General features: G+C 61.4%; 12 protein-coding genes. 5 read left to right on the top strand and 7 right to left on the bottom strand.

Annotated elements, in window-relative coordinates:
• Window positions 1-46: 46 nt before the first annotated feature.
• From NO366_RS15380 to NO366_RS15360, 5 genes are all read left to right on the top strand, one after another.
• Window positions 47-652, top strand: a complete 606-nt coding sequence (locus NO366_RS15380; RefSeq protein ID WP_256531667.1) for a chemotaxis protein CheC — start codon at window positions 47-49, stop codon at window positions 650-652.
• A complete protein-coding gene (locus NO366_RS15375; protein ID WP_256531666.1) occupies window positions 649-1890 on the top strand; it encodes a chemotaxis protein CheC in 1242 nt (413 codons plus the stop codon). Before NO366_RS15380 ends, NO366_RS15375 begins: the two co-directional genes overlap by 4 nt.
• Entirely contained in the window at window positions 1887-2399 is a 513-nt protein-coding gene (locus NO366_RS15370) for a chemotaxis protein CheD (RefSeq protein WP_256531665.1), read from the top strand. Before NO366_RS15375 ends, NO366_RS15370 begins: the two co-directional genes overlap by 4 nt.
• Entirely contained in the window at window positions 2396-3226 is an 831-nt protein-coding gene (locus NO366_RS15365; RefSeq protein WP_256531664.1) for a CheR family methyltransferase, read from the top strand. Before NO366_RS15370 ends, NO366_RS15365 begins: the two co-directional genes overlap by 4 nt.
• Before the next feature lie 94 nt (window positions 3227-3320).
• Window positions 3321-4451 (top strand): hypothetical protein, encoded by a 1131-nt coding sequence (locus NO366_RS15360; RefSeq protein ID WP_256531663.1) that lies wholly within the window; start codon window positions 3321-3323, stop codon window positions 4449-4451.
• A gap of 19 nt (window positions 4452-4470) precedes the next feature.
• Here NO366_RS15360 and NO366_RS15355 read toward each other — a convergent pair whose 3' ends face one another.
• The 7 genes from NO366_RS15355 to NO366_RS15325 are packed head-to-tail and all read right to left on the bottom strand — an operon-like array spanning window position 4471 to window position 12831.
• Window positions 4471-5208, bottom strand: a complete 738-nt coding sequence (locus NO366_RS15355) for a DUF7289 family protein (protein WP_256531662.1) — start codon at window positions 5206-5208, stop codon at window positions 4471-4473.
• Complete coding sequence (locus tag NO366_RS15350; RefSeq protein WP_256531661.1) at window positions 5205-5684, bottom strand: DUF7266 family protein; 480 nt, start codon at window positions 5682-5684, stop codon at window positions 5205-5207. The genes NO366_RS15355 and NO366_RS15350 overlap by 4 nt, the downstream gene beginning before the upstream one ends.
• Window positions 5684-6070, bottom strand: coding sequence for a DUF7261 family protein (locus NO366_RS15345; protein ID WP_256531660.1), 387 nt, complete (start codon window positions 6068-6070; stop codon window positions 5684-5686). Before NO366_RS15345 ends, NO366_RS15350 begins: the two co-directional genes overlap by 1 nt.
• Entirely contained in the window at window positions 6064-6678 is a 615-nt protein-coding gene (locus tag NO366_RS15340) for a DUF7288 family protein (protein WP_256531659.1), read from the bottom strand. The genes NO366_RS15345 and NO366_RS15340 overlap by 7 nt, the downstream gene beginning before the upstream one ends.
• Window positions 6672-7208 carry a DUF7287 family protein gene (locus NO366_RS15335; protein WP_256531658.1) on the bottom strand — a complete coding sequence of 179 codons (537 nt, stop codon included), beginning with the start codon at window positions 7206-7208 and terminating at the stop codon, window positions 6672-6674. Before NO366_RS15335 ends, NO366_RS15340 begins: the two co-directional genes overlap by 7 nt.
• Window positions 7209-7210: 2 nt before the next feature.
• Entirely contained in the window at window positions 7211-9274 is a 2064-nt protein-coding gene (locus tag NO366_RS15330; protein ID WP_256531657.1) for a type II secretion system F family protein, read from the bottom strand.
• A complete protein-coding gene (locus NO366_RS15325; protein WP_256531656.1) occupies window positions 9271-12831 on the bottom strand; it encodes an ATPase, T2SS/T4P/T4SS family in 3561 nt (1186 codons plus the stop codon). The genes NO366_RS15330 and NO366_RS15325 overlap by 4 nt, the downstream gene beginning before the upstream one ends.
• Between the last annotated feature and the right edge of the window lie 13 nt (window positions 12832-12844).

Genomic DNA, 12844 nt, shown 5'->3' with positions numbered 1-12844 from the left:
CAATGAACGAAATCCACGATACCCGGTCCCGGAGGCACGAGTAATCATGACGCTACAAGTAGACATTCGAAAGCTGAGTTTCATAAACGAGATGGCGAAAGTCGGGACGAACGGCGTCGCCGACAACATGGGAAAGCTCACGGGCGAAGACGCCCGCATGGAGGTGACGAAGACGAACTTCATCGACGTCCAGGATATCAAATCACAACTCGACGCGGGCAAGCGCGTCGGTGTTCGCGTCAGGCTCCTCGACGAGCCCCACGGACACATCCTGATCCTGTTCCCAGAGGCCAGCGCGAAGAAGATAACCGCACTCATGCTCAGGGACGTCGTCGACGACATGGGCAACGTCTCCGGTAAGATGGCACGGAGTGCCGTCGAAGAGATGGGCAACATGATGGCCTCAGGGTTCATCGACGGCTGGGCTGACGTACTCGGTCGAGCGATCGACACCGCCGCGCCGCAGCTGGTGTACGCGCCGGCTGGCGACATCGTCGTTCGTACAGCAGGGCTGGGTGGCGACGACCTCGCGCTCTTCTTCGACTCCGAGCTCTCCGTTCCGAGTTACCAGATCGAGGCGGAGATCTACGCGTTTCCGGACTTAGAGGAGTTCGTCGGGATGGTCAACGCCATCGAACCCCAAACTGCATGAAACTGGACGTCAACGCGCTGGGAACGTTCTACCGCATGGCTCAAGAGGGTGCGGGCCTGGCAGCGGGGCGATTGACACAGATGACAGGTGTGGACACGCACGTGGGCGTGACCAAACTCAACTTCATGCGCGGCACCGAGATCCGTCACGATTTCGACGACGAGACGCAGAACGTCGGCGTACGCGTCGAACTCTCGGGCGGCATCGACGGCCACTCCATCCTCGTGTTCGATCGAGGGAGTGCCGAGACGATAATCGATGCGTTGCTTCCCGATACCGAGGTCGGTCTCGGTGACGAATTGAGTCAGTCTGCGGTGACCGAACTCGGCCAGATCATGAACAACGGGTTCGTCGACGGCTGGGCTGACGTCCTGGAGACGGCCATCGACGTTTCCACGCCCGAGTACGCGAGCGGGACGTCGTCGGCGGACTTCTTCGGCGACGTCGAGGCGGCTCCCGAGGCCGACGACCTGGCGCTGGTCTTCCAGAGCCACATCGAAGCGGTCGGTGCCGAAACGGGGTTCCGTCACTACCTCTTTCCCGAGCACGACTCGATGGCGGTGTTGCTCGAACGCCTTCGCACGAACGAGGGCATCGAGTACGACAAGCTCGAGGGATTCGACCGCATGGCAGAGCAGGGGGCCGAAGAAGTCGCGAAGACGGCCACGACCCTCACTGGTATCGAGACGACGGTCGAGATCCGGAGGCTGAACTTCGTCTCGCTCGAAGCCATTCCACAGGAGGTCGCAAACCAGCGCCTGGTCGGCGTCGCCTTCGAGTTCGACGGGACACCGAGTGGGTACTTGCTCTTCCTGTTCGACGAAGCGTCGGCCAGCGAAATCGTCGACGCGATGGTGCCGACGGATACCGGAAGCTCCCCGGACGAGTTCACGGAGATGGATAAAAGCGCTATCAAGGAACTCGGAAACATCATGGCGAGTGGCTTCCTGGACGGCTGGGCGAACGTCCTCGACACGACCATCGATCACTCGACACCCGAGTTCATCCACGACATCGGTGCCGCAGCGGTCGACCCCATCGTAATTCAACTCGGGGAGGACCAAGATTACGCGTTCGTCTTCGATACGACCGTCGTCGCCGACGGTCGCGAGTTCGACTGTGAAGTCTACGCGATCCCCGACGAGTCCGATCTCGAACGGGCGCTCAACGACCTGGACGTGAGCAAGATCGACGAGACGCCGACGACCGCCGAATTTGGCGACATCGAGGGAACATGAAGACCTACGGTAGCGAACCTGGCGCACCCGAATCCGTCCAGGTTGGCATCTCCGAACTCGCGGTCTCGTCCGGGGACGATACCCTGAAGTCCTACGGCCTCGGATCGTGTCTCGCGATCGCGCTGTACGATCCCGGAAGCAGTATCGGCGGGCTCGCCCACACGATGCTCCCGGACGGTGACGCCGCGGAAAACAGCGATATGAAACCCGGGAAGTACGTCGACACGGCCATTCGTGCCTTGCTCCGTCGGATGGTCGAACGAGGGGCGACGTACACCGACGTGGAGGCGAAGATCGCCGGCGGAAGTGATATGTTTCAATTCGAGAGTTTCGGCGAGGGCGTCGGAGAGCGCAACGCCGTCGCCGCCCGCGAGGAACTGGAGAAACTTGGCGTCCCGCTCGTGGACGAAGACGTGGGTGGCAGTCACGGACGGACGGTCGAATTCACCCCGGGCACCGGGACGCTCCGCATCAAAGGCAACGAAGAAATCGGAGTGACGGAACTGTGACCGAGGACGGGTTCGAAGAGATCTGTTCCTTCGTCGAGGACGAACTCGATTTTGCGACCAGTCATTACAACGATAGCTACCTCGACCGGCGGATTTCGTCGCGGATCAGGCGAACGGACAGCGACGGATACGACGCGTACTTCGAGTTGCTCCGCGAGGACGCCGACGAACAGGCCGCAATACTGGACTCGCTCTCGATCAACGTCACCGGCTTTTTCAGAAATCCCGACGTCTGGGAGGGTATTCGCGAGGTGCTTGCAACGCTCTCGTCGACGCCGGGCTCCGTTCACGTCTGGTCTGCCGCCTGTGCGGACGGCCGCGAGACGTACTCGATTTCGATGCTGGCTCACGCGGATCCCCGTATCGACGAATCCGACCTCTACATCCTCGGGACGGACATCAGTGAGTCCGCACTGGCGACCGCCCGCGCGGGCGTGTACGAACGTTCGAAGACGACGGACATCGATGCCCAGTTATCGTTTCTGGACGACTACGACGACTACGTAACCGGTCGGGACGACGCAGTTTCTCTCACAGACCGTGTCAAACGGCAGGTCACGTTTCAACGACACGATCTGATCAACGACGATTCGAAATCAGGATTCGATCTCGTCGTCTGTCGGAACCTGTTTATCTACATCGATCCCGCCTACAAAGCGCCGATCCTCGAAACGATCGGCGAATCGATGCAGCCTGACGGATACCTCGTCATCGGAAAGGCAGAGACGATTCCGCCCGAACTCAAGTCACGCTTTAGCATTCACGAAGGTCGCCTGCGGATCTACCGGCTCGCCGGTGCTGACGCGGCGGCCAGAAACCCCCCGTGATCTGGGTAAGACAGGCGGCGGGCGTCGGCGCGGGCTCAGGGGACCGGGTCACGAGCCGGGAAGTACATGTGGCGGCTCTCCCGAATACGAATCGATGGCGGAACTCGAACTGGACGTGTACGTCGGACGCCTCGCCGAGGTACTCGAGTCGGCCCCACCGAGAACGCGCTCGGAGACCGCTGCGTGGGTTCTCAGGCCGCTACTCGCACATCTCGGCTGGACCGTCGACACGTTCGAACCGGCCGGTTCTATCGGATCGGTCGAGTACGATCTGGTCGCCGCGCTCGATACCACACCGCCAACGCCGGCGCTCGTCGCCGCCTGTGAGTCGGCGGATACCTCGTTGTCGTCGGACCGGGTCCGCGCGCTCGGACAGGCCGTGTCTCGATCCGGAATCGATCGAGCGATCTACACCAACGGACGTCGGTTCGTCTTCGTCGTCGGTGACGGTGACGATCATCTCCTCCTCGATCACGAGGGCCTTCTCGACCACGAACGGGTGCTCGGACTCTTCTCGCGGTCAGCTGTGGCTGATCACTGTCGCGACCTCTCCGCAGAACGCCTCCGTCGTCGACGGCTCACCGTCTCGCGAGCCGAACTTGTCTCGTCGATCGAATCGGTGCTCGCGGAATCGCTCGGGTCGACACCGGAGATCGACGACGACGCGCTCGGTCAGTTTCTCGGTGGGATCGATACGACGACCGACCGGTCTGCCGCGTCGTCTGAACATCTGTTGTCGACAGATGAGGCGTCGTCTGACTCCCCCCGGGAAGGGTCATCGACCGCGCAGGAACTGGTGTCGAACGAGTCGACCGACGGTAGCGATTCGACCGATGTCGGCACCGACGCAGTCGAGCTACCCGCCGACGTCGAACCCGAGACGGACCGCCGCGGGGAGTTCGTCGTTCGCGTGTTCAACGACCGCGGTTCGGTTGGCGCCGTCGGCCACTCCACGTCGGCGGGCGCGCTCGCCGAGGCGGCGACGTACTTCTTCGAACGGGGTCTCCGGGGGATTCGGATCCCGTGGGGACCGGATGACGGCCCAGACGTCCTCGCCACTGAGCCCTGCGACGCGTCGGGTGAGCGGTGGGCGGCCTATCGCCAGTTACCCAACGACCTGTACGTCAACACGGAGGGGTCCGTCGATGATCGGGCAGAACGGGTTCAGGCGCTGGCGAAACGAGCCGGTCTCCGAGTGATGTTGACCGGCGACTGGGACGCCTGATCGAGATCGGGCGGGTCGATTAACTGTAATCGATCTGTACCGCCGTCGTTCGGACGATGACCTCGTCGCCAGCTGAATCGCTTGGATCGCACGAGAATTGTCCGCTTCCTTCGTCCGTCCACCCTGCGTTCGTTAGCGACCGCTGCCATGCACCTTCGCGGGGCGAATTGATTTCGAGTTCGACAGTCTCGTCGTCGAAGGTCTCGACACTCGTTCCCGTCTGTGTAGCTGTGATTCGACGCGTTCCGTCGGCGGTGACTGACGATTCGTCGACCTGGAGGTCGACCAGCGAAACGATGGCGGTGTCCGAGCGACAGCGGATCGGGGGATCGCTGATCGGCCATCCACCGGCCGCTGTATCCCTCGTGATGGCTCCGCCTTCGTAGTAGAGCGTAGTCTCCCCGGACTCGTAGCTGAACGTCCCGTTCGCGGTCGCCACGGGGTTGTTCTGACCGTCCACCGAGACGTTGACCCACGTCCCCGTCGAATTCGACGAGATCGTCCCCGACCGGAGGCTCAGTTCGCCGGCGCGATACGTTACCCCCTCGGACCGGACCACGTCGTTCAAATTCTCCCCGAGGGCGTCCATCGCCCGTTCGGCGTTGCGCGTCTGTTCGTGATCCTGGACGTCACCCATCGCGCTGAAGCCCGTCATGTACAGGATGCCGACGGAGCTGATGATGATCCCGAAGATGATGACGAAGCCGACGAGTTCGGTCACGCCGCGGTCGTCGTGTCCTGACGTCCGATCGATCATGGATAGTCCTCCAGTGTGAGATCTCCACTGGCCCTCCTCGTGATCTCGATCGTTCCGCCACGGACCTCGACGCTCGTGTCCACACCGGAGTCGACCGCGAGGGGAACGGCGACGGTCACGTCCTCGCCGTCGGCTTCGAGGATCACGCAGGGCTCAGTGTCGACGAGCGGATAGCCTGTGCAGGTACTCCCGTCTGCGAGGGCGACCCGGTATCCGGACCCTGAAACGGTCCGCGGGTGGGACGTGTTCACTCTCACGGTGTCGCTTGGCTCGGTGGTCTGATCGACGGCGGCGATCTCGCTCGCGAGTCGTTCGCCGATCGTCTCGAGCGCAGACTCGGTCGAGCGCTCTTGCTCCGTCTCGAGCAGTGACGAACCGGCGATCAGGAGCCCGGAGATCAGGATGGCCGTGATCCCGACCGTCAGGACGTGCGTGACGGCGATCGAAACGCCGCGTTCGTCTCGTTCGAGGATCATCACCAGTTCACCTCGTGTGTGACGGTGATGTCTTCGGTGGTGTACCGTATAGTGACGGTATCAGTCCCTGCGTTAGCGGATTCGACGGTGATGTGTACTGGCCGTTGCCGGGTTTTTTCCTGTGCATAGTAATCCGCGATGTACTCTTCGACGTCTGAGTCGGTGCTGATCTCTCCCCGGTTATCCAGTACCTGCAATCCCGTCCGAATCTCCGATTCCACCGTCCGTATCTCCTGTACGTCGTCAGTCGCACTCCCGCTGTTGATGGTCTCCGTGTACTGGACGCTGTTGAAGACCATCACGACGCCGAGCAGGATGAACGCCAGCGAGATCGCGCCGACGAGCAGGAGTTGTCCGCGGTCGACGCGGGTGTCCTCGGTCACCATACGGTCAACTGCACCTCCACGACCGTGTAGTCGTCCGTTCCAGGACGGAACGGATAGTTCGTATTCGAATCTCCTACGTCTCCAGACCCACCGGTAAACGGCTGTTCGTCGTGTATCGTGACGGTGTAACTCGCCGAGACGACGGACTCGGAACTGCCGCCGCCCATCCTGACGATGTGTTCGACGTCTCTCGAACTACCGTTTTGTGTGATGAAATCCAGATTGTACGACTTTCCGCTCGAATTGGCGAAGTGCTCGTGGACGATCGTTCCGAAGTCGCTCGTCGCGGCGAATTCGGTGCTGTTGTACGCGCCGGTTTGACTCGATCGCGTCGAATCGTCCCAGGACTTCGTCGATGTGTTCCAGTTACGGACGAGTTCCGAGAGATCGTCGTTCTCGGCTCCGACGAGGAGCACGTCGCGCACCTCCTGTTCTTCCTGGGAGAGGGCGGCCCGGTCGACGGCGCCGCCGGTCGTCGGTGTGATGACGACGGCCTGGAGGGCGAACAGGACCGCCGTCAGGACGATGATCGCGCTCGCGAACCCTTCCAGAGTGAACGCTTGTCCGCGATCTCGGCCGGCGGGATCAGGTGGTCCCGGAGTCACCATACTCTCACCACCAGTTGACAGGCGGGATCGCAGTTACTGATGCTGTCAGTGGTCACGATTCTCGTCGCGCTCGCCCCAACCTGGTCGTCGTAGTCGTCGCCACCACCCGCTCGGACCGTGGGATTCGAGTGTGCGACGGTCTCGATTTCGACCAGCGTGATGTTCACGCGAGTGATCGCGTTCCCCGAATCCGTTACTCGAAGTCCGAGCTCATCGGCGAGGTCCTCGCTCGAATCCTCGTCGTAGGTCCCCCCATCGAACTCGCTCCAGTCGAGTTCGTTGGTCGGCCCGGACGTCGACGCGTCTTCGACGATCGTCGCGGCGATGCGGTCTGCCTGTGCGGCATCCGCTCCGCCCGCGTCCTCGAACGGGGTGATAATCGTCGGGACGAACGTGAAGACGAACGCCACGGCCAGCAGGAAGATTCCGATGCCGACCGCGAAATCCTGCACGGTCTGGGCGCGGTCCCGACGTCGGTACCGATCGGTCGTGGCGTCGGTCGGACGGTCGTGTTCGATTGTCGGCTTCATGGTCACGTGACGAATGCCCAGGCGACCAGTGCGATCGTCGAGAGGGCGATGACGTACTTCAATCCACTCAACAGGTTGGCGTCGCGAATGTAGCCGCTGATGAACCCGGAGAGGATGGCGTGTAAGGTGATGGCGTGGAAGAACAACAGCCCCATCTGCTCGACGTCGACGCTCTCCGTCAGGTTCATCTGCGACATCGGTCCGCTCGACCCCTCGAGGGCCGAGGAGTCGCCGCTCGCACTCGACCCAAGGTCGGCCATCGTATTGAGGAACTGCGTCTGGAGGATAGCGATGACTGCGAGCATCGTCATGAACGTCATGATGATGATCACGACCTGCATGCGCGTTCGTGACTTGCGGTCGCGTTCGATGTCGTCGTGATTCTCGCTGGCCCGGGCCGCCGTCCTGAGGACGTTCGAGATCTGGTTCGACGCCTCCTGGGCCTTGGTGATCAGTTTGACCGAGCGTGCGAGTCGCGGGATGTGATATTTGTTGTTGAACTCGATCATCGCTTCTTTCAGGTTCATCCCGTAGTTGACCTTGGTGTGCATCACCTCGAACTCGCGGGCGAGTGCACCGCTCGTCGTCGACGCGACGGACTGGAGCGATTCTAACAACGTGAGTCCCGTGTCGTTGGCACTGGAGAGCTTTCGGAGATCCTCGGAGAGCGTTGCCACCACCGCGTGGCGGGTTCTGACGTTCCACTCGTAGAAGATAGCCAGCGGAACGAGGGTGACGTACACTGGCAGGTAGACGTACACGAACGTCCCCCACACGGGATCGTCGACCAGGCCGCTCCACGTCGTCGGGACGACGCCCTGTACCATCGCCGCTGTGAGGACGACCAGTATGGCTGGAACAGTCAGCGTGAGCGTCATCAGCGGGTGCTCTCTGAAGAAGTGGTGGGGTCGTTTGAGCACCACCATCGTCTCGTGAGTCCCTTCTCGATTCTTGATCCGATCGAACACCCGGTGGTCCCCGGTGAACTGTTCGATCAACCCGAGGTTGAGTAACCCGCTGTTCCGCGTCGCCTCGAGTCGCTCGTGACCGCCGTCCGGACTGAGATAGCCGTCACCGACTTCGTCGTGTTTGACCGTCGAGACGAGGATGATGAAGCCGACGCCGGTGAGCGGAATCAACCCGTAGACGGCGACGAATATCATATTCGGCGATGCGTTCGAGTTCGGTATCATCTGCATCACCACCAGGATAATTATCAGCAACAGCGGAAACAGCGAGAGCGTCATGTACATCTCGCCGAACAACTCGAGCGTCTCGAGTGTGAGTTCCTGTTGCTGTTTAGCCGTCCGCATGTGCTTTTCTTTCTTATCGGAGAGGAAACTCTCCATGTCACCGCCACTGTTGACGATCGAGAGCATGTCGGTCAGAAACTGCGACAGTTCGTCGCTCGGCGTCTCGATCGCCTGGTTGCGAATAGCCGTCCGGTAGTCCGTATCGAAGTACTCCGTCTCGTTGACGATATTCTGGAACTCTTTCGACACTTCTCCGTAGGTGTCGTCCGCCTCGGCCATCGCCTGGAGGATCTCGAGCTGGTTCAGGCCGCCGACCGACAGGGCGTACATGAACGACACGGAGTCGGTGAGCAACATGTTGATCTCTCGTTTCCGCGCCGAGGCTCCCGAGTAGGGGACGGCGACCAGGGAGCCGAACCCGAGGAGGAAGCCGAGGGAACCGAAGACGAGTCCGCACCCGACGATCAGTACCGGGATCTTGATCGCCTCCCACAGCGAGAGCACCTGCTCGTTGGGGACGGGAACGCCGATGATCGTATCTACCGTGATGATTCCCGTCCCGAACAGCCCCCAGCCGATAAGTAACCCAAGAATCCACAGGAAGAGCCCACTGATGAACCCGATACCGATCGCCCTGGAGAGGTACATCTCGACGGTATCCGTCATGCGCGCCTGTGCGAGTTTCGTCTCGATGTCCGAGACGAACTGACTGTCGTCGGAAAAGAGCTTCGCGTAGAGCGGATAGAACGTGTCTCCGAGCGCATCGGAATCGCCGAACCGCTGATCGGTTCCGGTGTGTCCGTCCAGACTCATCGATCGTCGGCCTCCTCCTCGTCCAGTTCGTCACGACCGTTCCCCTCCTCCCGGTCGGACTCGTCCCCTTGTGACGTCGCCTGGAAGATCGAGTCCGACTCGTCAGTCGACGTAAAGGCCGATTCCTCGTCGAGACCGCTCGTTTCGTGGTCTGGATCGCTCGTACCGTCGTCTGGATCGGTCCGTTCGTCAGACTCATCGAACGGTCCGGCGTCGTCGGCACCGAAAATCGACTCCGACGGCTCGCTGTTCGACGAGGTGAGTTCGTCACTGGTAGACGATTCGTCGGTTCCAGTGTCCGGGGACCGTCGTTGGCTCCCTTCGACACGCTCGGATGCCGTCCCCAGATCCCAGTTCGGCTCGTCTCCGGTTTCGGAGACCGGTTCGTCCGAGAAGATGGATGCCACGTCGTCGCCCGGGAACATCTCGTCGAACGCCGACGTATCCGGCCCACCATCGTTCGCGACCCCTTCAGTGGGCCCCTCCTCGGGTGACGGATCTCCGGATTCGAGGGCTGCGAGCGTGTCGTCCATGTCCGTAAAGAGGGCATTGAGCCCGCCGTCGTCGGAATCGTCGGTCGATTGGTCCGACTCGTCGGCTCGACTCGGTGGTTCGTCGAGTTCCAGTGTCTCCTCGCCAGGTGCGCGTTCGCCAGGCCCCTCCTGACTCGACGCACTTTCCGGCGGTACCGATGCAGCGTCCGGGGCGTCGAGTGCCCCTTCGAGTCGAGGCGGATCGTCCCCCTCTAGCCTGTCGGTCACACTTTCGGTTTCGGTGCTCGCCGCCGTCTCGAACGATTCGTCGCCGGCGAGCCACGACGGTGCTTCGGCGCCTCCGCCAGGCCCAGCCGTCACGTCGGCCTCGGGGCTATCGGTCGATTGTTCGAAGTCGAACGAGTCCGTTCCGTCGAGCGATCCCCAGTCGTCGCCGGCCGTTCCGTCGTCGTCGAACTCGAAGAGAGCATCGGAGTCGTCGTCCTCGTCCGTCGACACCTCGCCAAGCGCGCTGGCGAGCCCGCTGGGAACGTTTCCGCGGTACTCCTCGAACAGTGATTCCTCCGCGCGTTCGAGAATATCCATCGAGAGGTTGTACGTTTCCGAGGAGGCGTCCGGCCTCGGAACGAGCGCCTCCTTCTCCGGGTCGACATCGATGAGGACGCTCTCCATCTTCCGCAAGTCTTCGAGGCTATTTTCGAGCTGCCCGTTCGCGATCAGCGTCAGGATCGTCTCGGGGTCGTTGATGAACGCCTGGACCGTCGCCGCGACCTCGGCGTACGTGTTGAGGCCGTTTCTGATGAGGTAGGCGAGTATCGCCTTGCGCTTGAAGAGCTCTTCCTGGAGCTTCTCGTGGTTCCAGCCGCGGTCGAACATGATCTCGTCGAGCGTGTTCGAGTCCCCCATCTTGAGGTACTCGTCCGTCTCGGCCTGCCACTGGTAGACGTCCTGGACGTTGATCTCGTCGTTTTCGGCCTCGTAGTGGTTGATCTCGGTCAGTGACTTGTTTCGACGGACCTTCCGGCCTTGTACGCGCGTTTGCGTCTGGATCGAGACGAGGTCCAGCGCCGTGAACATCGTCTTCGAGACGTTGATCGGATCCGTCGTGAACCGCTTTAAGACCTCGTCGACGGAGTCGGCGTGGAACGTCGTGTAGGTGGTGTGGCCCGTCGACATCACCTGGAACAACGTCCGCCCCTCTTCCCCACGGATCTCACCCATGACGATGTAGTCCGGCCGCTGACGCAGTGCGGCTTCCAGCAGATCGAACTCGTCGATGTCGCCGGTGGAGTCGTCGGCGAACGACGGCCGGGTCATCGAGGCGATCCAGTTGCGCTGGGGCAACTCGACCTCGCGGGTGTCCTCGATGGAGACGATCTTCGTGTTCGCAGGTATGAACAGCGAGACGGCGTTCAGCGACGTCGTCTTCCCGGACGCGGTCCCACCCGCGAAGATCAGGCTCTTGTGATTCTCGATACAGAGCCACAGGAACGCCATCTCGTCGAGACTGAACGTGTTCCAGTTGATGAGGTCGATTGGAGTGAACGGGACGTCCTTGAACTGTCGGATCGTGTAGTTCGTCCCGTGGTCCGAGACTTCCTTACCGAGCGTCAACTGCGCGCGCGAACCGTCCGGCAGCGTGGCGTCTACCTGCGGGAGTCGCTTGCTGATGCCCTTGCCGGACCGCTGGGCGAGTTTGACGACGAAGTCGTCCAGGTCGTCTTCGCCGTGGAAGACGTTCGAGATGATCTGTTCGTACTCGGAGTGATAGACGAACACCGGCGAGTTGTACCCGTCGCACGAGATGTCTTCGACGTTGATGTCGTGTTTGATCGGGTCGATTCGCTCGTAGCCGATGAAATCCCGTTTCAGGAGGTACAGTAGCTTCTCGACCTGGTATTCCGTGACCGTGTCGGGATCTTCCTCGAGGATGAGTGGCTCCGGCCGAACCGACATCCCGTCGAGTTGCGTGGTACGATTCGTGGGATCGTCGTCTGCGTCGTCCGTGTCGTCGAACAGTTGTTTGATCGTCTCGACGAGTCCCATCGTCGTCTCGTTCCCGGTCCCCTCGAACAGGTCGTAGCGCTTCAGCAAGCGTCGGGTCTCTCGTTCGATGACGGTCCGTCTATCGTCTTCGTCAGCCGTTGCCGTGACGGATTCGTCGGCGTACTTGATTGCCGTCCGCAACTTCCCGGAGAGGAACTCCTGGAGTTCGCGTTCGATCTCGTTGCAGTACGGTTCGACGACGTAGTACTTCTTCTCGTTTTCCTTCTCCGAGTGGAAGATGATGACGAAGGAGTACGGTTTGTTCACCCAGTAGCGCTCCGTTTCGATGAAGTGCGTCTTCTTCTCGAACGGAACCGCCTTCTCCAGATCGTACCGATTGGCGACCGTCGTGTGTCCGTGGTCGGTCGAGAAGAACTCGTCTTCGTCTATGTCTTCGGCGACGTCGACCGTCCGTTCGTCGACGAGTTCGTCGAGCTCCATCGCGACCGAGCCAGCGGCGTGTAGCGTCTCTTCGACCGCATCGGGGTCGAACCCAACCGCCGCCTCCCCGTCGAAACGGTCTATCTCGCCGCCAGAACGCGGACGACTCCCGTCGTCTTCGTAGTAGTACTCCCACTTGTAGTGTTCCCAGCTGTAGACGTCCTTCGTGACGGGCGTCGTCTCGGGGTCGACGTACTCGAGAAACTGATTCCAGAGAAATTTGGCGTTCGGCGCGTGATAGTCGGTGATTCGTTCGTCGAGCTCATCAGGGTGAAAGCCCAGGTACGATTCCGGATCGAAGTCGACGCCCTGCCAATCGTCGCCACTTGGCGTAGCGGCCGTCTTGTCCGCGTCGAGCCCGAGTCGGCCGCTCACCTCGCGATCATCGGGATAGAGCGCCTTCACTTCGTCTTCGTGGCCGTGCTCGGCCATGAACTCCTTCCAGGTGTACCGGCCGACACGGACATCGGCTCCGCTCGTGGGCCCACTCGTTTCGTCACCACCCGGCGTCGAATCTGACGGCGTCCCATCAGAAAATTCCCCCCCGCCGGCGTGGTCGCCCTCGTCAATAGCCATCAACGCCTTCCAA

Origin of the sequence: Halovivax cerinus, assembly GCF_024498195.1 — an archaeon.
Classification (GTDB): domain Archaea; phylum Halobacteriota; class Halobacteria; order Halobacteriales; family Natrialbaceae; genus Halovivax; species Halovivax cerinus.
Note: the sequence above shows the minus strand (reverse complement) of the source record. Positions and strands in the feature narration are given on the sequence as shown.

Excerpts from the sequence above, each read along its gene's own strand:
- NO366_RS15380 (WP_256531667.1), top strand. The coding sequence starts at position 47 with ATGACGCTACAAGTAGACATTCGAAAGCTGAGTTTCATAAACGAGATG.
- NO366_RS15375 (WP_256531666.1), top strand. The coding sequence starts at position 649 with ATGAAACTGGACGTCAACGCGCTGGGAACGTTCTACCGCATGGCTCAA.
- NO366_RS15370 (WP_256531665.1), top strand. The coding sequence starts at position 1,887 with ATGAAGACCTACGGTAGCGAACCTGGCGCACCCGAATCCGTCCAGGTT.
- NO366_RS15360 (WP_256531663.1), top strand. The coding sequence starts at position 3,321 with ATGGCGGAACTCGAACTGGACGTGTACGTCGGACGCCTCGCCGAGGTA.
- NO366_RS15355 (WP_256531662.1), bottom strand. The coding sequence starts at position 5,208 with ATGATCGATCGGACGTCAGGACACGACGACCGCGGCGTGACCGAACTC.
- NO366_RS15350 (WP_256531661.1), bottom strand. The coding sequence starts at position 5,684 with ATGATCCTCGAACGAGACGAACGCGGCGTTTCGATCGCCGTCACGCAC.
- NO366_RS15345 (WP_256531660.1), bottom strand. The coding sequence starts at position 6,070 with ATGGTGACCGAGGACACCCGCGTCGACCGCGGACAACTCCTGCTCGTC.
- NO366_RS15340 (WP_256531659.1), bottom strand. The coding sequence starts at position 6,678 with ATGGTGACTCCGGGACCACCTGATCCCGCCGGCCGAGATCGCGGACAA.
- NO366_RS15335 (WP_256531658.1), bottom strand. The coding sequence starts at position 7,208 with ATGAAGCCGACAATCGAACACGACCGTCCGACCGACGCCACGACCGAT.
- NO366_RS15330 (WP_256531657.1), bottom strand. The coding sequence starts at position 9,274 with ATGAGTCTGGACGGACACACCGGAACCGATCAGCGGTTCGGCGATTCC.
- NO366_RS15325 (WP_256531656.1), bottom strand. The coding sequence starts at position 12,831 with ATGGCTATTGACGAGGGCGACCACGCCGGCGGGGGGGAATTTTCTGAT.